At 68.5% G+C, this 21,982-nt stretch carries 19 protein-coding genes; 8 read left to right on the top strand and 11 right to left on the bottom strand.

What is annotated here, in order from left to right:
* Position 1: 1 nt before the first annotated feature.
* From pcaG to HQ314_RS20110, 3 genes are read right to left on the bottom strand one after another with little or no spacing between them, the layout of a single operon-like run.
* A complete protein-coding gene (gene pcaG, locus HQ314_RS20120; RefSeq protein WP_222651047.1) occupies positions 2–652 on the bottom strand; it encodes a protocatechuate 3,4-dioxygenase subunit alpha in 651 nt (216 codons plus the stop codon).
* On the bottom strand, positions 645–1,391 hold the full coding sequence (pcaH, locus tag HQ314_RS20115) for a protocatechuate 3,4-dioxygenase subunit beta (RefSeq protein ID WP_222651046.1): 747 nt from the start codon (positions 1,389–1,391) through the stop codon (positions 645–647). Before pcaH ends, pcaG begins: the two co-directional genes overlap by 8 nt.
* A 31-nt stretch (positions 1,392–1,422) precedes the next feature.
* A complete protein-coding gene (locus HQ314_RS20110; protein ID WP_222651045.1) occupies positions 1,423–2,298 on the bottom strand; it encodes an SDR family NAD(P)-dependent oxidoreductase in 876 nt (291 codons plus the stop codon).
* 129 nt (positions 2,299–2,427) lie between these two features.
* Between HQ314_RS20110 and HQ314_RS20105 the strand changes: the two genes are divergently transcribed.
* Positions 2,428–3,945, top strand: coding sequence for an FAD-binding oxidoreductase (locus HQ314_RS20105; RefSeq protein ID WP_222626730.1), 1,518 nt, complete (start codon positions 2,428–2,430; stop codon positions 3,943–3,945).
* 4 nt (positions 3,946–3,949) lie between these two features.
* On the opposite strand, the gene HQ314_RS20100 is transcribed toward HQ314_RS20105, so the two are convergent.
* Genes HQ314_RS20100 through HQ314_RS20070 form a run of 7 tightly spaced genes read right to left on the bottom strand, consistent with a single transcriptional unit; the run spans position 3,950 to position 9,791 of the window.
* A complete protein-coding gene (locus tag HQ314_RS20100) occupies positions 3,950–4,603 on the bottom strand; it encodes a cyclase family protein (protein ID WP_222626729.1) in 654 nt (217 codons plus the stop codon).
* On the bottom strand, positions 4,600–5,457 hold the full coding sequence (folD, locus tag HQ314_RS20095) for a bifunctional methylenetetrahydrofolate dehydrogenase/methenyltetrahydrofolate cyclohydrolase FolD (protein ID WP_222651044.1): 858 nt from the start codon (positions 5,455–5,457) through the stop codon (positions 4,600–4,602). Before folD ends, HQ314_RS20100 begins: the two co-directional genes overlap by 4 nt.
* A 15-nt stretch (positions 5,458–5,472) precedes the next feature.
* Positions 5,473–6,339: a formyltetrahydrofolate deformylase gene (gene purU / locus HQ314_RS20090; RefSeq protein ID WP_222651139.1), complete on the bottom strand. Its 867-nt coding sequence runs from the start codon at positions 6,337–6,339 to the stop codon at positions 5,473–5,475.
* Between the two features lie 50 nt (positions 6,340–6,389).
* Entirely contained in the window at positions 6,390–7,295 is a 906-nt protein-coding gene (locus tag HQ314_RS20085; protein WP_222651043.1) for an alpha/beta fold hydrolase, read from the bottom strand.
* Positions 7,292–8,164, bottom strand: coding sequence for an NAD(P)-dependent oxidoreductase (locus HQ314_RS20080; RefSeq protein ID WP_222651042.1), 873 nt, complete (start codon positions 8,162–8,164; stop codon positions 7,292–7,294). The genes HQ314_RS20085 and HQ314_RS20080 overlap by 4 nt, the downstream gene beginning before the upstream one ends.
* Complete coding sequence (locus HQ314_RS20075; RefSeq protein WP_222651041.1) at positions 8,161–8,574, bottom strand: cupin domain-containing protein; 414 nt, start codon at positions 8,572–8,574, stop codon at positions 8,161–8,163. The genes HQ314_RS20080 and HQ314_RS20075 overlap by 4 nt, the downstream gene beginning before the upstream one ends.
* 26 nt (positions 8,575–8,600) lie before the next feature.
* Positions 8,601–9,791, bottom strand: coding sequence for an NAD(P)/FAD-dependent oxidoreductase (locus HQ314_RS20070; protein ID WP_222651040.1), 1,191 nt, complete (start codon positions 9,789–9,791; stop codon positions 8,601–8,603).
* A 70-nt stretch (positions 9,792–9,861) separates the two neighbouring features.
* On the opposite strand from HQ314_RS20070, the gene HQ314_RS20065 reads away from it, so the two are divergent.
* Together HQ314_RS20065 and HQ314_RS20060 are read left to right on the top strand one after the other, a co-directional pair.
* A complete protein-coding gene (locus HQ314_RS20065; RefSeq protein ID WP_222651039.1) occupies positions 9,862–12,606 on the top strand; it encodes an AAA family ATPase in 2,745 nt (914 codons plus the stop codon).
* A 50-nt stretch (positions 12,607–12,656) separates the two neighbouring features.
* Entirely contained in the window at positions 12,657–13,835 is a 1,179-nt protein-coding gene (locus tag HQ314_RS20060; protein ID WP_222626723.1) for a serine hydrolase, read from the top strand.
* Between the two features lie 6 nt (positions 13,836–13,841).
* On the opposite strand, the gene HQ314_RS20055 is transcribed toward HQ314_RS20060, so the two are convergent.
* Positions 13,842–16,490 carry a LuxR family transcriptional regulator gene (locus HQ314_RS20055; protein ID WP_222651038.1) on the bottom strand — a complete coding sequence of 883 codons (2,649 nt, stop codon included), beginning with the start codon at positions 16,488–16,490 and terminating at the stop codon, positions 13,842–13,844.
* Between the two features lie 108 nt (positions 16,491–16,598).
* On the opposite strand from HQ314_RS20055, the gene HQ314_RS20050 reads away from it, so the two are divergent.
* The 5 genes from HQ314_RS20050 (at position 16,599) to HQ314_RS21835 (ending at position 21,883) form a co-directional block, all read left to right on the top strand.
* Complete coding sequence (locus tag HQ314_RS20050; protein ID WP_308014237.1) at positions 16,599–17,402, top strand: glucose 1-dehydrogenase; 804 nt, start codon at positions 16,599–16,601, stop codon at positions 17,400–17,402.
* 41 nt (positions 17,403–17,443) lie between these two features.
* Positions 17,444–18,838 carry a hypothetical protein gene (locus HQ314_RS20045; RefSeq protein WP_222651037.1) on the top strand — a complete coding sequence of 465 codons (1,395 nt, stop codon included), beginning with the start codon at positions 17,444–17,446 and terminating at the stop codon, positions 18,836–18,838.
* 72 nt (positions 18,839–18,910) lie between these two features.
* The gene (locus HQ314_RS20040; RefSeq protein ID WP_222651036.1) at positions 18,911–19,984 is read left to right on the top strand and encodes a maleylacetate reductase; all 1,074 of its coding nucleotides are present in this window, start codon (positions 18,911–18,913) and stop codon (positions 19,982–19,984) included.
* Positions 19,985–20,028: 44 nt separating this feature from the next.
* Entirely contained in the window at positions 20,029–20,970 is a 942-nt protein-coding gene (locus tag HQ314_RS20035) for a dioxygenase (RefSeq protein ID WP_222651035.1), read from the top strand.
* 436 nt (positions 20,971–21,406) lie between these two features.
* Complete coding sequence (locus HQ314_RS21835; protein WP_308119507.1) at positions 21,407–21,883, top strand: orotidine 5'-phosphate decarboxylase / HUMPS family protein; 477 nt, start codon at positions 21,407–21,409, stop codon at positions 21,881–21,883.
* The last annotated feature ends 99 nt before the right edge of the window (positions 21,884–21,982 follow it).

Raw genomic sequence — 21,982 nt, 5'->3', positions numbered from 1 at the left:
GTCACAGCTCGAAGAACGGGGTCTCGTCGCCGTCCGGATCGCTGTCCTGGATCACCACGTCGAGATGGTATCCAGCGGCAGTGTGCCGTGCGATCAACTTGCCCCGTCGTTCGGCGGCCAATGCCCCCAGAACGGGGTCCGCAGCGTTGGACGACGGCTCGTCCGGGAAGTAGATGCGAGTGACGAGCCGATCGAGCATGCCACGTCCGAAGATGGCGAGGTCGATGTGCGGCGCCTCGATTCGACCGTTCTCCGCCGGCAACGGCCCGGGTTTGACGGTCCGCACGGCTGCCGTGCCGGAAGCGTCGGCCACCGCTCGACCGAAACCTCGAAATCCTGGCGGTGTCGGCGATGCCGGTCCGCGGGGATCGTCGGGGTGATCGAACCGGCCGGCTGCATCTGCCTGCCAGGTCTCGATCATGGCATCGGACACCGGTGTGCGGCTGCCGTCGACGATGGTGACGGTGACGATCATGGCACCGACCGCATCGGCGCTCACCACGCTGGGCCCGTCGATCCAGGGCAAGGCGATGTGCAGGTAGGGGCCGACGGTCTGTGAGGGTGTCTGTCCGAACGGTGCAGTCGTGAAGTCTGCGCCGGGGGTGACGGGGTACCGAGGTGCGAACGCGTGAGCCACATCGGAATCACTCATCGTGATCGTCTCCCTCGAACGGAGTGGCATTGCGTCCCCGAAGGACGATGTCGAAACGGTACGCGAGGGCCCAGTTATCCTGCGTGGCTTCGTAATCGAAGGCACCGATCAAACGCAGCCGGGCATCTTCGGGGGCGGCGTTGTAGATCGGATCCTGAAAAAACATCGGATCGTCGGGAAAATACATCTGGGTCACCAGGCGCTGGGTGAATGCACGACCGAACAGCGAGAAGTGGATGTGCGCGGGGCGCCAGGCATTGTGATGATTGCCCCATGGATACGCGCCGGGTCTGACGGTGGTGAATCGGTAATGTCCTGCCGCGTCGGTCATCACGCGCCCCGCACCGTCGAAGTAGGGATCGAGCGGCGCGGGCCACGTGTCACGGGCGTGTCGATACCGACCGGCTGCATTTGCTTGCCACACCTCCACCAGTGTGTTCGGCACGCAGCGCCCGTCACTGTCGAGAACCCGGCCGTGCACGATGATGCGTTGCCCCGACGCTTCTCCGCCGCGCGCGCGAGTGAGGTCCGCGTCGCCCGCGGCGATGCGCCCCTCACCGAGGACGGGTCCCGTGATCTCGGTGAGCCGCTGCGGCAGGAGAATCAGGGGTCGAGCGGGATGGCGGAGTGCTGTCGAGCGGTAGTCGGGCACGTCCCGCGGTGCGTGCGCCCCGAGCTGATCGCGATAGGTACCCGGCACGGTTCGTGCGTCACGTGGCCCGATGTCCGATGGAGTCATCTCGACGTTCCTGACGGCCGACGGGTCGTGGTCACGACGACGCGGGAGCGCCCACGTCAGGAGCGTCGGCGGGCGAACGAGGCGGAGTGCCGTTCTCCATCCACGCCAACCTGCTCCGGAATGCGGCGATCGTCTGTTCGGGGTGGGTGAGGATGTGAAATCGGTTCTCCGTGATGCCCGCCAGAACCAGGTCGGCGACATGGTCGGGTGTGACGCCGAACTTCTCGGTCTGCTCGTCGATGGTGGCGTGCACCTGCCTGCGCAGGTCCTGGGTGTCGGTTGCGGGCACGTCCGTCGGTCGGTTGCGTTCGGACTTGTTCATGTTCGTCTTCACCAGTCCCGGCGAGAGCAGGCTCACGCCCACGTGCGGCGCGGTGGTGGTACGGAGTTCCACTTCGAGGTTCTCGGTCATACCGACGACGGCGAACTTCGACGAGACGTACGGATGGAACGTGGGCAGTCCGGTGGCGAACCCGGCCATGGACGCGCAATTGACGATGTGCGCCTCGTCCTGCGCGATCAGGTGCGGGAGAAACACCCGGCACGCATCGAGGGTGCCCCAGAAATTGACTCCCATGACCCACTCCCACGTGCGGCGGGAGAGCTCGCCGAACGGCGCACCGCCCTCGACGCCGGCGATGTTGCACAGGATGTGGACCGCGCCGTACTCGTCGAGGGTGCGTCGGGCCAATGTCTCGATGTCCTCGACGCGACTGACATCGGTCCGTACCCCGATCGCCTCGCCGCCCGTTGCCCGCACCTCGTCGACGGCGGTCGCGAGGGCCGACGCCTCGACGTCCGCCATGACGACCTTGGCTCCCGCTGCCGCCAACCGGTCGGCCGTCGCTCGTCCGATTCCGCTGGCCGCACCGCTGACGACGGCCACTCTGCCTGTCACTGTCTTCATGGCAGGCAATGCTCGTCGGGGCGACGTACCCGTCGCATCGGTGGGACCACCGGTGGTGCACCTCCGGCAACCGTGCCACTGGTCGCCTCATGGATGCGACTCGTGACGGGCGTCACCGACGCTGGGGTCATGACTACTCTCTCCACACCACCGATCGACCTCGGCGACCTCGACCGCGCCCTGACCCGCATCGCCGAGGTGATCGGCGCCGACAGGGTCCGCACCGACACCGCCACCATCGAAGAGTTCCGCGATCCGTACACCGCGCAGGGGTCGGCCGACTGGGACGCGTCCGCTGTCGTCAGCCCCACGTCCACCGAGGAGGTTCAGGCCGTCGTCCGCATAGCCGGCGAGTGCCGGGTGCCGCTGTGGACCTTCAGCCAGGGCCGCAACAACACCTACGGCGGCCCGGCGCCACGAGTGAAGGGCTCGGTCGTCGTCAACCTCCGCGAGATGAACAAGGTCCTCGAGATCGACGAGGACCTCGCGTACGTCGTCGTCGAGCCCGGCGTGCGCTGGTTCGATCTCTACGAGGCTCTCGAGGCAGCGGGCGGGCGGCTGTGGACCTCCATTCCCGATCTCGGTTGGGGCAGTGTCATCGGCAACTGCACGGAGTACGGCCGCGGATACACCCAGTACGGCGACCATGCCGAGAACGTCTGCGGCATGGAGATCGTGTTGGCGAACGGAGAGGTGGTCCGCACCGGAATGTGGGCGATGCCGAACAGCGAGGTGGCGCACGTCTACCGCCACCCGTTCGGACCGCAGTTGCAGGGGCTGTTCCATTCGTCGGGGCTGGGCATCATCACCAAGATGGGCTTCTGGCTGCAGCGACGCCCTGAGACGTACGCCTCGTGCTGGGTGGAGTTCAGCGGCGACGACGCGCTCGAGGCGGTCGCCGACGGTATGCGCGAGCTCATGCTGGGCAACACGGTCACCAACTATCCGACGATCATGCGCGGGGTCCGCCTCGACGAGGACGGCAACCCGTCCTTCGATCCCGATGCCTCCCGCTGGTTGGCGAGGTTCGCCCTGTACGGCACGTCGGAAGCCGTCGACGCCCACTGGATCGCTGTCGAGCGCACCCTCGGCACGATTCCCACGGCGACGCTCCGACGCCGCGACTACGCGGGTACGGACCGCACGAGCCACGCTGGGCACGAGGACCGCGTCATGGCGGGCATCCCCGACATGGACATCCTCGCCCTCTTCGAGACGATGTACGGCAAGACGACTGCGCACCTGGACTTCTCACCCGTCGGTCCGCTCCGCGGGAAGGACGTGGTCGAGACGTCACGGCTGATGCGCTCGTTGTATCAGGAGACGGGTGAGCAGTTCTTCTCCGGCCTGATGCTCTCCCCGCGTTCGGTGATCCACATCAGCACGATGTTCTTCGACTCGACGAACGCCGAGCAGACGGAACGGGTGTACGACAACTACACACGCATGGTGTCCGTCATGAGCGAGCGTGGCTACCCGATCTACCGGACCAACCTGCACCACATGGATCAGGTGGCATCGACGCTCGACTTCAACGACAACGCGCTCATGCGGCTGAACGAGACGATCAAGGACGCCCTGGATCCGGGCGGCATACTCCAGCCCGGGAAATCCGGAATCTGGGGACGGCGCTTCCGGCAGGACTGACGGTTCAGAGCAGGGGACGACCGACGGCGCGCACGGGCGCGCCGTCGGAACCCCGAATGTTCAACGGGGCCAGAATCACTTCGACCCGCTGCCCTGACAAGGGGGCGAGGTTGGTGAGGTGTTCGGCGATCAACACTCCCGCGCCGAGCAGGACCAGGTGGACGGGCCAGGTGAACCCGTCGGCACGCAGCGGCACGGGCAGGTCCGGGGTGCCGGTGTCGACGGCGACCATGGACACGCCCCGATCGACGAGCCACTGCGCGAGTTCGACCGACAACGAGGGATGCCGTGCGTAGAGCGGGGTGCCGGCGTGACGCCACCATCCCGTGTCGAGGACGACGATGTCGCCGGCGCGAACGAGACCGCGATCGAGCAGAGCCTCGACGCCGTACACCTCGTCCTCGCCTGCGTCGACGCGACACACGACCCCCTCTCCCGTCAGTCTCGACAGGTCGATCTCGTCGATACTCTCGGCGCCGGCCACGAAGTGACACGGGGCATCGACGTGAGTTCCGGTGTGCACCACCATGTCCATCCGGCTCACCGTCATCGGATCTGCGGGCATCTCGGCCACGGTCGCGAAAGTCGGCGGCGGGAAGATCGGGATGCGCGGCGCACGCGGATCGAGCCGATGTGACAGGTCCGTCCAGGGGATCACGCGACGTCGCCGAAGGCACGCGCCGCCGCCACGGTGTTCGCGAGCAGCATGGCGATCGTCATCGGGCCCACACCGCCGGGCACCGGGGTGAGCAGGCCGGCCACCGGTTCCACCTCGGCGAACCGCACGTCACCGGTCAAGCCGTCGGGGGTGCGGTGGATGCCGACGTCGATCACCGTGGCGCCGGGCATCACGTCATCACCACCCAGGATGCCCGGCACCCCGGCGGCCACGACGATGACATCGGCCCTGCGGCACACCGCAGTCAGATCCTTGGTCCGCGAATGACATTGGGTCACCGTCGCATCCCTCTGCAGAAGTAGCTGGGCCATCGGGCGGCCCACCAGTTCCGACCGGCCGATCACCACGGCATCGGCACCCGACAGGGCCACGCCGTACTCGTCGAGCAACCGCATCACTCCACCGGGCGTGCACGGAACCAGGCCGACGCGGCCGCGGGCGAGCAACCCCGCGTTGGTGACGGTCAATCCGTCGACGTCCTTGCTCGCCGGAATGCGCGCGAGAAGGGCTGTGGTGTCGAGGTGCTTCGGTACGGGCAGCTGGAGCAGGATTCCCGACACCGCGGGATCGGCGGCCAACTCGTCCAGCACTGCCTCCAGCGCGGACTGAGTGATGTCGGCGGGAAGGTGACGGTGCAGGTCCGCCATCCCGGCTTCGGTGCACTGCCGGCGCTTGTTGCGTACGTACACCTCCGAGGCCGGGTCGTCGCCGACCAGCACCGTCGCGAGACCGGGCGCCGGGCGCCCCGATGCGACGAGCGTCGACACGTCGGCGGCGACCTCGTCGCGTACGGTTCGGGCGACCGCCTTGCCGTCCATCAGTCGAGCAGTCATGGATCGTCGTCTCCTTCAGAACACCATGGTGGAGTTGCCGTGCCGGACGATACGGTCCTCGCAGTGCCAGCGCACCGCGCGTGAGAGGACGGCGCGTTCGACGTCGGCACCCAGCCGAACCAGGTCCGAGGTCTGGTGTCGGTGGTCGACGCGGACGACGTCCTGCTCGATGATCGGCCCCTCGTCCAGATCCTCGGTCACGTAGTGCGCCGTCGCTCCCACGAGCTTCACGCCGCGCTCCTTGGCCTTCTGATAGGGCCCCGCGCCGATGAAGGCGGGGAGGAAGGAGTGGTGGATGTTGATCAGAGGCGCACCGACCGAGGCCAGGAAGTGTGGGGTGATGATCTGCATGTAGCGCGCGAGCACCACCAGATCGACGTTGTCGCGCAGCAGATCGAGCTGACGTTCCTCGGCCTCGGCTCTCGTCTCCCTGGTCGCCGGGATGTGGAAGAACGGCACCCCGAAGGGACGCACATCGGCCGCGAGGTCGGCGTGGTTGGAGATGACCATGGCGATCGTCATGTCCAGTTCCCCACGGCGGTTGCGCCACAACAGGTCGAGGACGCAGTGGTCGGTCTTCGAGACCATGATGGCCACGCGCTTGGGCTTCGCAGCCTCGGTGAACGTGAACTCCATCCCGAGGCCGGCCGCGACCTCGGAGGCGAAGCCGGCTTCCAGTTCGTCCCGTGCCGCCGACAGTCCGGGTATCCGGAACTCGGTGCGTTGGAAGAACATGCCGCCGTTCGGTGCTGTCGTGTGCTGTTGCAGGGATTCGATGTTCGCACCGGCGCGGGTGAGAAATCCGCCGACGGTGGCGACGACACCAGGCCGGTCCTGGCAGCGCACCAGGAGACGAGCGAGATCGGGGTCGGTGGCCTGCACACTGCCGGCGGTGGCCGGTTGGGTGCGCGCGGTCGTGAGCGATGAGCTGGTCACGAGTGCTCTCCTGTGTCGGGAAGTGGAAACGGTGTTCGCGCGTTCGCGGTGATCCAGTCGAGGACCACACCGAGAACCTCGCGGTTGTCGAGTTCGAGAGCGAGTCCGTGGCCGTTCCCACGAAGCCCGCTCTCGGCGAGGACGACGTGGTCGACCGCCACGCCTGCGCGGCGGAGGAAGTCGGCGACCGGGCCGCACGCGGCGCCCATCGACGAGGTGTCGCTCTCGACGATCGCGACGGGGACCGAGGTCAGTCCCGCGGCTCGCTCTCCGTCGAACAGTGGTGCGGCGGTGATGCCGGCGGGCAGTCGCAGCGGTGTTCCCGGCAGGTCCAGGTACGGCGGCCCGGCGGGCTCGAGCGCGACCACCGCGGACACCAGATCGGGCCTGGACTCGGCCGCGAGCCACGCGGCGCACGCACCCAGCGAGTGCGCGACCACCACGGACGGTCCGAGCTCCTCCAGCAGCGAGACGAGAAGTCGAGCATCGACTCTCTGGGCCGCAACCAGATCCGCGGGCAGTCCCGTCGCTGACGCGGCCAGGATGCGCACTGCGGGGTCGTCGACACCTCCCGGTCCGGGCCACTGCGTGTGATCGGACCGCGCGCCGGGCGCGAACACTCGGGCCGTCATGTCCACCGCCGCGGGGGCGGGCGTGCGGCCGGGTGACCGACCGTGGCCGGGTCGATCGACGATGTGGACCCGGAAGCCCTGCTCGACCAGCAGGTCCCCCCACCCCGGTCGTCCGTCGGGCGTGGTGCCCCAATCGGTCCCCTGCCCACCACCGCCGTGCACGAGAACGATCGTCGGCCCGCGAGGCGCGTCGGGCGCTCGGGTCTCGACGAACATTGCCGCGTCCGAGTGATCGGAGTCGAGAATCCAGTGCTGAACGACGGTGGTCACGACACACCGTCCCGCACGGACACTAGTTGCGCTGCAATCCATTCCGCGATGGACGTGTGGTCGGCATCGCTCGGCAAATCGGCACCGGCTCGGTGCCACATTTTCGTCGCCGCTCCGAGCAGCTCGTGCTCGACGCCCAGGCCGTCGGCGAGTCCGACGGCGATGCCCATGTCCTTGGCAAGGAGCCCCAGTCCGAATCCGGAGCGGTACTCCTCGGTCAGAACGAACGTCGGCACCTTGTGTTCGCTCGACCAACTGCGTCCCGTGGAGTTGTTGATCACCTCGAACGCGACTGCGGGGTCGACCCCGAAAGCACGCACGATGCCCAGTACCTCGACCGACGCGAGGAGTGTGACGCCCACCAGCACGTTGTTGCACGCCTTGATCGCATGACCAGCGCCCAGCTCACCCACGTGGGTGACGGTTCCCATCGCTTCCAGCACTGTCCGGACGCGCTCGAGCACCTCGGACGGGCCACCCGCCATCACGGTCAGACTCGCACTCTCGGCGCGCGACACACCACCCGAGACGGGCGCATCGAGGTAGTGCAGACCCACCGCATCGAGCTGCTCACCGAGCCTGCGGGTGCTGGCGGGCTCCGACGAACTCATGTCGATCACCACGGCCCCTGCACGCAGGGCAGCGAACGTCGGGTCCGTCAGGACCGATTCGACGATCGCGGAGTTCGGGAGCATGAGTACGAGGACATCGCCGGTGACGTCGGCGAGAGTGTCGACGCTGCCGGGGGTCGCCGACCGCGCGCCGGGTGACCGGTCGTACGAGCTCACCGAGAACCCCGCTCGCTGCAGTGCCGCGACCATCGGCCGCCCCATGCGCCCGAGCCCGACGAATCCGATCGACAGCGTCATGAGCGGAACTCCTGGTCGTGCGCCTGCCGGTACTCGTCGGCGCTGACCTCACGACCCCAGTCGTGGCCACCCACGGAGATCGCAGTGTGTGTCATGAACGCGCTCGAGGTGGCACCGTGCCAGTGCTGCGTCTCGCCGGGAATGTGAACGACGTCGCCGACCCCGATACGTCCGCCGTTGCCGTGTTCGTCGAACACGAATCCTTCACCGGCGGTGACGATCAGAACCTGACCGACTCCATGGGTGTGCCAGTTGGTCCGACCGCCGGGGGCGAAGTGGACGTTGTTGACCAACCATCCCCCGGTGGCCGGCAGAACCGGATCGCCCCAGACCTCGCCGACGAAGGTGCCGGTCCGGAGCTCGGCGGGTGATCCCTGGCGGCCGCCTCGGGCGATAGTGATCGTGGACATGGAACCCTCCTGCTGTGGTCGAGTGATCATGAGACGAACGATGTGTGATGGCGCAGAAAACCACTGCGCAGCACCGTCATCGCGGACAACCGTCGAACGGCCTCCGCGTCGTCGACGGCCGCGGCGGCACCTCGTACGAAGCCGACGAGCGCGTCGCGGTCGGTGTCGTCGTAGACCCGACGCTTCGATGCCGTCGCCATCGGTGAGGCCTTCTCGTCGAAGATGCGCAGTCGCTCGGCCGCCCACGCGTCCAGAGGGGTGTCGTCCGAGCCGTGCACGGCATCGCTCAGCGGGTCGAGCAGCGCGAACACGTCGTACATGCCACTGGTGAGGCCGATTCCGCCTGTGGGGTTCGTCGCGTGTGCTGCGTCGCCGGCGAGCAGTACCCGACCCGCACGCATGCGGTCGGCGGAACGTTGGTGCATGCGGTACGGCGTCGCGGTGACGACGTCGTAGGGCACGTCGGGAAAGCCCAGGGCGGCGAGACGAGCGGGAAGTCTGTCCATGACGGTGTCGGCGGCGAGTTCGGCCGACTCACCCCACGTCCACCGCCACGTCGAGTCGTCGATACGCGCTATGACACAACCGTTCTCGGAGTCGAGCATCATGTTGGCGTTACCGAGACCGGCCGCGTCGAACGGGTACCGGAGATCGGTGGCGACGAAGCGGTCCTTCCACGTGGTTCCGTCGAAACCGATTCCGAGGCTAGTACGGACAGCGCTGCGTGCGCCGTCGGCGCCGACCACCCACGATGCGCGCACCTCGCCAGGCGATTCCCCGCCGACGTCCAGGACGACCTCGTGCCCGTCCTGACGGACCGCGGTCACGGGAGCGCCGAGTCGGAGGGTGGCGTTCGGCAGACGGGACAGATGGTCGAGGGCGATGCGCACCACGTCGTGTTGGCCCAGGTGGATGTTCCACGGGCGCGGGGTCACCGCCTCCAGCGGCGCCAGAGACACCACGGCCTCGTCTCCGGTGGCGAGGACGCGCGTGTGGAAAGCAGTGTTGCGGATCCCGGCGGCATCGATGTCGTCCAGGACGCCGAGGGCGTCGAGCCCCTCGAGAACGTGCCAGTAGTAGACGATCGCGCGGGGCGCGGTGGGAAGCTCCTGCTCCGATTCGAGCAGGAGAACTCGGTGCCCGCGTTGGGCGAGACCGAGCGCGGTCAACGCACCCACTGGGCCGGCGCCGACGACGGCGATATCATTCGTGCTCACCGTCACAATGCTCACGATCCGGCGATCGGCTCGCATCGGGGTGACCACCAGTCGGCAGGAGGTTGTCCGGATGCACGAGCTCGTCGGCCGGGTGGCCGAGATCGCTCGACTCACCAAATTCGTCGTCGAGGTCCGGGCCGGGCGCGGTGGGTCGCTCGGAGTGTGGGGTCCACCGGGGTCGGGAAAGTCGGCGCTGCTCGCGCACATCGGTGCCTCCCCCGATCTGCGTGTGCTCTCGGCAGCGGGAGACGACTCCGAATCCGATATTCCCGGCGGGCTGCTGCACCAACTGCTGGGCCCCGTGCATCGGCCCGGCGAGCACGAACTCACCACGGATCCGCAGGCGCTGGCCGCGCTGCTGACTCGTCTCGCCGCCGCAGTGCCGACTCTCGTGATCGTCGACGACGTCGACCGGGCCGACTCGCTGTCGCAGCAGGTCCTCACCGATGTGGCCGCGCTCGCGGGGTCGTGGGGCATCGTGTTCGCCGGTCGCCGGGCCATCGAGACCGTCTCACGAGGCCTCGACCTGGCTCGACTGACCGACGAGGACAGCCGCACCCTCGTGGAGACGGTCGCGACCACCGACGGCGACACCCTCGACCAGCAGCGCCGACGGTGCCGCGTCGTCGAGGCGATCGTGGACCGGGCAGCGGGCAACCCGGGAGTTCTGGTGCTGTCCACCCGCGCCTTGATCACTCCGGACGTACTCCGTGCGGACAGCAGCGTCGACGTGTCGCGCCGTGCCGACTCGGCCGTGGCGGCACTGTGGCTCACCCGCCGGCACCTGTCACCGCACGCGCGCGAGTTGGGGCTGATGTGGTCCGTCGCCTGCGAGTGCCCCGGCTCCGTGCCGACGCCGGCGGTACCCGATTCCCTCGTCGACGACGCGGCCCTCGCCGAGCTGATCGAGAGCGGGCTCCTGGTCGAGACGGCCTCGGGAGTCGCGCCGGTACACCCGCTTCTCCCGGCCGCCGTGCTCGAGCTCGCCCCGTCCGGTGACGTACGCCGCGCCCACGCCGCTCTGGCCGACACCCTCCACACCGTCGCGGCGGATCAGGACCTGCGCGCCGCCTGGCACCGGGCCCGGGCGGCGACCACCACCGACGAGAACGCCGCCACTCGCCTCGACGTTGCCGTCACCCGGGCCGGATCCGCGCTGAGTCCGTCGGACCGAGCCCGCGCACTCGGCGTGGCCGCGGCCCTGTCCGCCGACGCCGAGCGGAGGTCGGTGCGCTGGGCCCGGGTCGCCGAGGCTCGGCTCGCGTCCGGCGATCCCGACGGCACCGAGCGCGCCGCGCTTCGCGTCGACACCGATGATGCGCCGGTCGAGGCACGCGCGCGGATCCTGCTGACCGAAGGTCTCATGGCTGCGGCCGCCCGCACACCGCAGGAGGGGTTCGAGCGCCCGATCCGTGCGGCGGAGCTGATCCACGGCGCGAACGACTCACTCGAGCTCGAGGCGCTCGCGGACGCCGCCGAGGTGTCCTGGTGGTCCGGCCGTGTCGAGTGGATCGCCCGTGTCGCCGAACTGGCAGCCGGTGGGGTGACGACGGGAAGGCCGGGAAGGCCGGAGGCCGGCCGTGTGACGCCGGAGGCCGGCCGTGTGACGCCGGAGGCCGGCCGGGAGACGACATCCCGTCGCATCACTGTCGGTGCTGTCCGTGGCTGCGCCGCACTGTTCGACGGCGACCTCGAGTCGGCGGGTGTGCACCTCCGGGTGTCGCTGGACGCGGGCACAGCCGCGGTGTCGGCGCGTGATCACCGCATGGCCGGACAGGCTGCGATGCTTCTCGGCGACGATGTCGCCGCGTTCCGCCACCTCACCGAGTCCGTGGCGCTGCTGCGCGCCGAGGGCGACGTGTTCCGGTCGTGCTTCACGCTGCACGTACTGGCATCGGTGCAGATGTGGCGAGGGCAGGCCACCCACGCGGCGGAACTCCTCGCCGAGGGCTCGGTCCTCGCCCGTCGGATCGGGGACGGCCGGAGCCAGGCGTTCGCGTTGACGATGTCGGCGCACGGAGACGGTCTGCGCGGATCGGCCGATGCGGTGCGGGATGCCGCGGACGCCGCGCTGCGTCTGGTGACGGGGCGCGACGTCGGGTACATCGCCGCTGCGGCGCACTGGGCGATGGGGCGCACCGACCTGGCCACCGGTCGACTCGCGAGCGCGCTCGAGATTCTTCAGGAGGTCACCGACCCGGAGTCGGCCACGACGCACCCTCCGACCGCACTCTTCGCACTTCCCGATCTGGTGGAAGCGGCCGTACGAAGCGGTCGGCCCGACATCGCGCGCACCGCTCTTCCCCGGTTCGCTGCGTGGGCTGCCGCCGGGTCCCCCTGGGCAGCGAGCGTGCTGCCGCGTCTGCACGCTCTGACCGCAGAGAGCGAGAGCGACGCCGAGCGATGGTTCCGTGAGGGCAGCATCGATCCCGATCGGCCGTTCGAGGTCGCGCGGACCCAGCTGCTCCACGGGGAGAGCCTCAGACGCAGGCGGCACCGCATCCGCGCCCGCGTGGTGCTGCAGGAATCGATGGCCACCTTCGCCCGGCTGCGTGTCACCGCATGGGAACAGCGTGCAGCCACCGAATTGAGCGCCACGGCGGAACGAGCGCGACGCGGACCCGACGCGGCGACCATGCTGACGTCGCAGGAACTCACCGTGGCACGTCTGGTCGCCGACGGCGCGTCCAACCAGCAGGTCGCAGAACAGCTGTATCTCAGCCGCAAGACCGTCGAGTCGCATCTGCACAAGGTCTACACGAAGCTGGGAATCGGCTCGCGGAAACAATTGCCGGGTGTCCTCGACAGCCGGTGACTGGTGATCACACCGATGCGAGTGAGCACGGTGTCTCGCACCCTCGACACATGACGCGATCGCTTACTCGTTCGACCTCTCTCGACCGCCGCGCACTCGACCGGATCACCGAGCGGATGGCATCCGACGTAGCCGACGACCTGTACGACGGCGGGGTCGTGCTGGTCGCCCGAGGTGGTGAGATCGGTCTGCACGAGGCCGTCGGGTACAGCGACCGTGCGACCGGGCGCGCAGCCGCCCCGGACGACGTGTTCTGGATCTTCTCGACCACCAAGCAGTTCACCAACGTGCTCGTGCTGAAGGCCTTCGAACACGGCCTGCTCAGCCCCATCACCAAGGTCGTCGACATCGTTCCGGAGTTCCGGGGTCCAGACCGGTTTCGCGTCGGCGCGAAGGATCGTGTCAGCGTGGCCGACCTCATGACGCACCGAGCAGGTACCAGCCCCACGCCGTGGCCGCTGCCGCCGATGGAGTGCGCCGACCTCTCGCGCACCATCAGCGCGATCGGCGAGATGGATCTGGTGGCCACGCCGGGCGAACGCGTCAGCTACTCGCCGTGCCTGGCTCACGCGCTGTTGGGTGAGATAGTGGTGCGAACGCTCGGCCGGGGCCGCTCGTTCACGCAGACCCTCCACGACGAGCTGCTCGATCCGCTGGGCATGGCCGACACCCGCATGGGCGCGCCTGCGGCGTGGACGGATCGCCTCGTGCCCGTCGTCGCGAAGTTCCCTCCCGGACAGTTCTTCTCGCCCCAGGACATCGTCGACACCGCATCCGCCGCGCACGAGGGCGCGGAGTTGCCATGGGTGGGATGCGTGTCGACCGTCTCGGATCTGTTCCGCTTCGCGGAGATGCTGCGTCGGGGCGGGGAGCTCGACGGTGAGCGGATCCTGTCCCCCGCGTCGATCGCGATGGCGACGACCGTCCAGACGGGCGACCTCGTCAACGAGCGGTACAGCCGCATCGTCGCCGAGAAGCACTGGCAGCCCTGGCTCGCGAGTATCGGTCTGGGATTCATGATGCGCGGCGCAGGCCTGCGACAGACGTTCTTCGGCACGATGTCCTCGCCGGGCACGTTCGGCGGATACGGGGCGGGATCGTCCCAGTTCTTCGTCGATCCGGAACGTGATCTGACATTCGTGTGCCTCACCGCAGGTGTGCTCGGTGAGGCGGAGAACCTGCACCGGTTCCAGACGCTGTCGGACATGACGGTGGCCGCGGCGAACTGACGGCAGTCAGTCCGCCAGAGCCCCTGCCAGCTGGTCACGGGAGTCGAGCCCGAGCTTCACGTACACCTTGGACAGGTGGTACTCGACCGTGCGAGAGCTCAGATGCAGCGCCCCCGCGACATCGCGGTTCGAGCGACCGCTGCTGACCATGCGGGCTATGTCGAGTTCCTGCGGGGTCAGGACGTCGGCGACCGGGATGTCGTGGGTGCGGCCCTCTCCACTCGCCCGCAGCACCGACCGGGTCCGGTCGATCCACGCCGGGAGTTCGAGGCTCTCGAACACACCCAGCGCGGCGTGCAGGTGCTCGCGCGCCTCCACACGGCGGCGCTTCCCCCGCAGAAACTCGCCGTAGGCCAATCGAGTTCGCGCCGACTCGAATGGCCGCTGCGCGAGACCCGTTGCACGGCAGGCGTTGTCGAATAAATCCTCCGAGTCACCTGCCGCCAGCGCCGTCAGCCGCAGCTGCACCGCACCGCCCCACGACGATCCCGCATCGCACCATCGCGCGAAACGTTCGAGAGCTCGCTCCGCGAGATCGGGCTTTCCGACGGCGACCGCCGCCTCGACCAGATCAGGTGTCGCGAGCAGACTCACCTCGGGGTGACGACGTTCGCCGAGCACCGTCGGGACGAGTATCTCGACGGCATCGTCGAACCGGGCCATGGACACCGCCGACCGGCCCGCCGCCCAGTCGAGCGAGGCCGTCGGGTGCTCGGCGCCGCGGCCCGTCACCGCGCGTCGGTGCCGTTCGCACGACGCCGTGTCACCGTCGAGCGCGGCGAGGTGCGCGAGGACGGTGTGCTGGAAGGCACCGTCGGTCTCCTCCCCGGCGTGTGCAGCGAGCGACAAACCCTCGTCGGCTGCCGCACGCGCGGCCTCCAGGCGGCCTTGACCCGCGAGGACCAGCGCCTGCAGTTGCAGCGCGAACGGCAACTCCGTGGCTCGACCGCGCACCCGCATGGCACGGATCGCTCGCTCGCAGAACACCCGGGTGCCCACGTCGTCACCCACCATCGTCGCGATCTCCGCGGCGAAGAGCAGCTCCCGCGGCTCGATCAGGTTCACCGCGTCCTGTAGTGAGCGAGTCAGGTCACCGATGGCCGGGCGGAAGTTGTCGCGCATGACGTCGACACCGGCGGGCGCCGCCTGACGAACCAGGGCTGCGAAGACGCCACTGCTCTCGACGGCCTCGTCCTCGATGGAATCCGCGAGGTTCGCCGCCTTCTCGGCCCAGTCTGCGCGCCCTCCCCACCACGCCAGGCCGGTGACGCGGGCCGCGAGATCGACGGCCAGCTGCGGATCCCGTCGGGCCGCAGCTCCCGCGCCGTCGACGAGGATGCGCAACGCGTCTGCAGGCAACCCGCGGCTCAACGCGACGGCTCCCCGGATCTGCGCTGCGGTCCCGGCGATGGACACGTCCCGACCGGTGACTCCGGCGCTCGTCACCAGCCACTCGGCCTGAGCCGGCCGACCGAGCACCCAGCAGACCAGCCCGGCGGACACCAGCCGACGAACCCTAGCGTCGTGCTCCGTGGTCAGTTCGGCAGCGCGAAGCCATCCGTTCAGCGCGGCGGGCGACGCCTCCACTGTCCGCAGAACCGATTCCAACTCGTCACCGGCGTCGGTGCCGGTCCCCTCCTCCCCGGCTGCGCGGTGCAGGGCTCGGGGAAGGACGAGATCGGCGTTGCCCTGCAACTCGTCCGCGAGAGCGCGGTGCACCGCTCGCCTCGACGCCGCGTCCGCGCTGTGGAAGGCAGCGCTGCGATGGGGACGCCTCGACCACCCGCGGCCGGACTCGTCGACTCGCACCAACCGTCGGCTCTCGAGAACGTCCAGTTCGTCGCCCCCCAGCCCGAGACGCGCACAGGCGCCGGCGAGAACGGTGATCGGAAGCCCGTCCCCCACCGCCACGACCAGCATCGCTGCTCGCCCCGTCTCCGACAGGCCCTGCGCGAGCATTCTCCACCGCGCAGTCCATGCCGGGCCCGGCACGGCCGGCTCCGGGAGACTCGCGTGACCGGCCATCTCCTCGGGGGTCAGGACCGCTGCCATCTCCCGCGCTGCCAACGGATTTCCGCCGGACGCGGCAGCGATGTCGTCGACGACCGAATCGGGTACCGACGCTTCGAGGCAGCCACGAACTGTCGCCGCGGTGTCACCGGACGACAGTGGATGCAGCCGCAGCACCGCGGCACCGGCCGGAAGACTCTCGCCGCGTCGCCACCCGATCAGCACGAGGAAGACCGGTAGCGACGCCACCCGGCGGGCGAGAATACCGAGCAGTCTGCGCGCCGAATGATCCGCGCGGTCCAGGTCGTCCACCACCAGAACGACCGGCCCGCCGCGGGTCGCGTCGGCGAGCGCATCCAGAGCGGCGTTCGCGGCCACCACGTCGTCCACGTCGTCGGTGACGGGACCCGTCCCCAGCAGTCGAGCGAACAGGTCTGTCCCGTGCTCGCCCGCCCGCGCCCGTACGAATCGTGTGCGGAGCCCGGCCCGCGGACGAACGCTTCGCCCGACAGCGCTCTTGCCACTACCGAATTCGCCGACGACCACCACCGCGCCGCCGACACCGCCGTGGACGCCCTCGACGATCTCGAACAGCTGCCTGATCTCCGTCTCACGGCCGTTCGAGGGAGGAACATCGGTGTTCACAGCCCCACAGTAGATGACCTGGGTCACAGCAACCGGTGGACTCATGGATGCGATCACGAGGTGCCGACGACGACTCTTCTCGGAAAGACCACAGAAAGCAGGAACCGAGTGAGCGTCACCTTCGATTACACCGGAAAGGCCGTTCTCGTGACCGGCGCCGGGAGCGGCATGGGCCGTGACAGTGCCGCAGCATTCGCCGGCGCCGGCGCTCGCGTCGCCGTTCTGGACATCGACGCAGCGGCCGGGCGCGCGACCGTCGAGCAGATCGAGGCGAGCGGCGGCGAGGCGATCTTCGTCGAGGTCGACGTGGCCGACGACGAAGCCGTGCACCGCGCCGTCGACACCGTCGTCGACCGATTCGGCCGGCTCGACGTCGCGCACAACAATGCAGGCGCCGAGGGTCAGCACGGGTTCATGCTCGAGCAGGACCCGGCCTCGTGGCGACGGACCCTCGACGTCAACCTGTCGTCCGTCTTCTACTGCATGCAGGCAGAGATCCCACACATGCTCGCCTCGGGTGGTGGCTCCATCATCAACACGGCCTCGGCGGCCGGATTGATCGGAGCGTACGGACTCACGCCCTACGTCGCGGCCAAGCACGGCGTCATCGGTCTCACCAAAGCAGCCGCGAACGAGTACTCCGAGAGGGGAATTCGCATCAATGCGTTGTGCCCCGGACCCATCGAGACACCGTTCATCTCCTCCTTCCCCAGCAGCTGGACGGACCGGTTGCTGAGCGCCGTGCCGATCAGGCGGCTCGGTCGGACCGACGAGATCTCGCAGGCCGTGTTGTGGCTGGGATCGGAGGCGTCCAGCTACGTCGTCGGGCACAGCCTCAGCGTCGACGGCGGTGTCACCATCGGCGGCGCGGAGACCCGCAACGACGACCTCGAGGACCGGGTGCTGACGTGACCGCCTCTCACACAGTTCAGGAACAACAGATGGAGAAACCTGTGACAATCACGGAACCTGCCGACACGAGCGCTGATTCGATGGACGGGGTCGCTCCCGGCACTCCGATTCACGACGTCCTGTTCACACCCGACAGCCCGATCTTCGAGGGCTCGAACGTGTTCACCGACATCGGATTCGGCCTGGTGCCTGCGGAGTACTCCACCACACGTGAGGAATTCCTCGCCTCGCGTGACGCGGCGTCCATCGGCTTCGTTCTGAGCAACAGTCCCGTCTACGACGTCTCCGGCCCGGATGCCGCGACCTTCCTCAACTCGGTCTGTGTCAACAAGGACTTCGGCCTCCTCGAGCAGGGCTCGTCCAAGCACGTCGTCATCTGCAACGACGACGGCTACATGATTGCCGACGGCGTCCTGCTGAAGGTGGGCGACAATCACTTCCGCACGTACTGGCTCGCCCCCGTGCTGGCGTTCTTCCTGGACACCTCCGACCTCGACGTTCAGGGCACGTGGGTTCAGGACGAATACTTCTTCCAGATCGACGGGCCGAAGTCGAAGTCGATCATCGAGAAGGTCACGGGCGCCGATCTCAGCGACCTGAAGTTCGCGCAGAACAAGGTGATCACACTCGCGGGCGCCGATGCCACCGTGCACCGGCTCGGGATGTCCGGCGCCCTCGCCTACGAGATCCACGGGCCCTCCACCCATGCCCGCGAGGCCTACCGGCAGCTGCGCTCCGAGGTCGAGGCCGTCGGCGGAAAGCCCCAGGGCTTCTGGAACTACTCCCTGGTCAACCACACCGTCGCCGGCTACCCGAACCAAGTCATTCATTTCATCGACCCGGTGAAGGAGAGCTGGCCCGCCCTCACCGAGTACATCCAGCACATCATTCCGTTCGACATCGGTCTGCACGGCAGCGCCTCGGACGATCCGAAGAATGCGTGGGTCACCCCGTTCGACGTCCGCTGGGGCTACCTGGTCAACTTCGACCACGAGTTCCCGGGCAAGGCCGCCTTGCAGAAGATCAAGGCGGAGGGCTCGAAGCGGACCACCGTCACCCTCGAGTGGAACGCCGACGACATCGGCGCGGTGTACGCGTCACAGTTCCGGGGCGCGGACGCCGTCGTCTACGACCCCATGAGCAACGACCCGGTGATCTCCGTCGACGATTATCACAAGGGCCGCATGCGCATCGACCATGTACTGAAGGACGGCAGGAAGGTGGGACTCGCGACGGGTCGCACCCCCGCGTTCGTCGAGAACACGATGATCTCGCTGGCCTACCTCGACCGCGAATTCGCAGTCGAGGGCACGGAGGTGACTGTCCTGTGGGGCGACGTGGGTCACCCCCAGATCGAGATCCGGGCCGTCGTCGCTCAGTTCCCGTACTACAAGGGCGAGTTCCGTAACGAGAAGCTCGACGTGAGCGCCCTCTGATCACGGTCGTCGACCGGCGTGCACTCCCGGTCGACGACCGACACCATCCATGGAGGGCCAGGAAGCGACATCATGACTCACGACTTCGTGTACGACGCGAACCCCATGCGGGTGCGTTTCGGGTCGGGCGCGCTGGCGTCTCTGCCCGAGGAACTCGACCTGCTCGGGCTGAACCGGGTGCTGGTGCTCTGCTCACCCGGCCGGCGGGACACCGCGGATCGCATCGCCGGTCTGCTCGGTAACCGGTGCGTCGGAGTGCGCGCGGACGCGGTGATGCACGTTCCGGCGGACGTCGCCGAGCGGGCCGCCGCCGCCGCGGTCGAACTGGGAGCGGACGGGTGCGTCACCGTCGGCGGCGGGTCCGCCATCGGATTGGGCAAAGCCATCGCGCTGAAGCACTCCCTTCCCGTGGTCGCGGTCCCCACCACCTACGCGGGATCGGAGATGACCCCGGTGTGGGGCGTGACCACCAAGGGGCGGAAAGAGACTGGCCGTGATCCGAAGGTGTTGCCCCGCAGCGTGGTCTACGATCCAGATCTGACACTGGCTCTGCCCGTGGAGATATCGGTGACCAGTGCGATCAATGCGATGGCGCACGCCGTGGAGGCGCTGTACGCCCCGGACGCCAATCCCGTCATCTCCCTGCTCGCCGAGGACGGGGTGCGTGCGCTCGCCGCGGCTCTGCCCGCGGTCGTGGCCGCACCCGGCGACCCGAACGTACGAAGCCAGGCGCTCTACGGCGCCTGGCTGTGCGGGACGGCCCTCGGTGCGACGACGATGTCGTTGCACCACAAGCTCTGCCACGCACTCGGAGGCACAGTGAACCTCCCCCACGCCCCCGCTCACACCGTGGTCCTCCCGCACGTCCTCGCGTTCAATGCCCCCTACGCACCCCTGGCCGTCGCCGCGCTCTCGCGTGCGCTGCCGGGCGAGGGCGCGCCCGCGGATCGACTATGGCGGCTCGCGTGTGAACTCGGTGCACCGACGTCACTGCGTGAGCTCGGCATGGACGAGGCGGACGTCGACCGTATCGCGGACGAGGTCACCAGCCGCCCCTACGGCAATCCCCGACCCGTCACCACCGAGGCCGTCGCGACACTGCTGCGGGCGGCCCTGGCCGGCGACCAACCTGTCGCAACCGCGTGACCGACGACCATGACGCCACCGTGAAAGGATCAGAGAGAGCCGCCATGGCCGGACACATCGACCCCACGACCACGCCGCGGTCACGTTCCGCCGTCACGCCCGAGCAAGCAGCGGTGGAGGAGACACTGACGGCCGCCGTGCTGCGCTCGTTCGACGGCTGCGCCGACCCGCGCCTGAGAACGGTGATGCAGTCACTGGTGACACACCTGCACGCCTTCGTCCGCGACGTGCGGCTGACCGAGAAAGAATGGAACACCGCCATCGAGTTCCTCACCGAGGTCGGCCACATCACCGACGACCGCCGCCAGGAATTCATCCTGCTCTCCGACGTGCTCGGGGCCTCGATGCAGACCATCAACGTCGACAACGTCACCCACGGCGACGCCACCGAGGCGACCGTCTTCGGCCCGTTCTTCGTCGAGGACGCGCCGCGCATCGACAACGGCGGTGATCTCTCCGGCGGCGCCGCCGGACAGCCGTGCTGGGTCGAAGGCACCGTCCGCGACACCGACGGGCATTCCGTACCGAACGCACGCATCGAAGTGTGGGAAGCAGACGAGGACGGCTTCTACGACGTCCAGTACGACGACGACCGCGTCTCCGCACGCGCCCACCTGTTCACCGACTCCGACGGCGCCTACCGATTCTGGGCCCTGACTCCCACCCCCTATCCCATTCCGCACGACGGACCGGTGGGACGCATGCTCACCGCGACCGGCCGCTCCCCGATGCGCGCCTCACACCTGCACTTCATGGTCAGCGCTCCCGAGCTCCGAACGCTGGTCACGCACATCTTCGTCCGCGGCGACGACCTTCTCCGCCACGACACCGTGTTCGGCGTCAAGGACTCCCTGGTCAAGGACTTCGTCCAACAACCGGCCGGCACACACGCGCCCGACGGCCGGGACCTCGCAGACACCACCTGGTCGCGCGTGCGCTTCGACATCGTCCTCGCGCCCACGGGCGTCGACGCGGCGCCGACCTGACCTTCCTGTCGTCGGTCGCCTCCGGTTTCTGTGCGCGCGGACCGGCGAACTCATGGGACCGAGCTGGACCGAGGACAAGCCTCGTGAACAGCTCCCCGGTCGGCAATCGACCGACGACCTTCGCACGAGGCCTCGACGGCGCAGCCAGGTGACGCGACGGAACGTCGCATCACTCCGGACGGTCGGCAACGCCGGTACAGGGAACTGGGTCGGCGAGGACGTACGCCGCCTGACCCCGCCCGGACGACTTCGCCGCGTACAGGGCCCGGTCGGCGGTCAGCGGTCGTCGTCACAGTGTCCACCGCCGACCCCGGTCCCATTCCACGCGGTCGCCGGACACGCGGTCGTCGGACACGACAGTGCAGCGCACCACACCCACACCGACGGTCACCGCCCCCGTACCCCGGACAGTGGCCAGTATCGTCGCCTCCGCGCGGTGTCGGCGATCAAGACCGCGCATCCGGACGAAGAGGTCTTCGCTGATCTCGAGACGGCGGATGCCGGGTTCCTCGAGGCCGACATCGCCTTCACCGCCGGCGCGGACATCGTGACCGTCCTCGACTCCGCCGGCGACGCGACCATCAAGGGTGCTGTCGAGGCCGGTCAGAAGCATGGCAAGAAGGTCGTCGCCGATCTGATCGGTGTTGCCGACCGCATCGAACGAGCCCGCGAAGTTGCCGAGCTCGGTGTCTCGTTCGTCGAGACCCATGCCGGTCTCGACGAGCAGACACATCCCGACTACTCCATCCAGACCCTCCTTTACGACGGCAAGATCGCAGGGGTGCCGTTCTCGATCGCCGGCGGCGTCAAGGGCGACACCATCATCGCGGTGCGGGACTCCGTGCCGATGTCGCCGTTGCCGGCGGTGCCATCTACGGTGCCGAAGATCCGGCGGCGGCGGCCGAGGCCCTGAGGGACGCACTCACCACCTAGACCTGACCCACCCGATGGCCCCGCACACCCGTGTCCGGGGCAATCGGGGTCTCGTCGACTCAGTCCGGTTCATGTGTAC

The organism is Rhodococcus sp. BP-332 (assembly GCF_019836065.1).
In the GTDB taxonomy this organism is placed as follows: Bacteria; Actinomycetota; Actinomycetes; order Mycobacteriales; family Mycobacteriaceae; genus Rhodococcoides.
The sequence above is the reverse complement of the archived record's forward strand: the minus strand, read 5'-3'. Positions and strand labels throughout refer to the sequence as shown.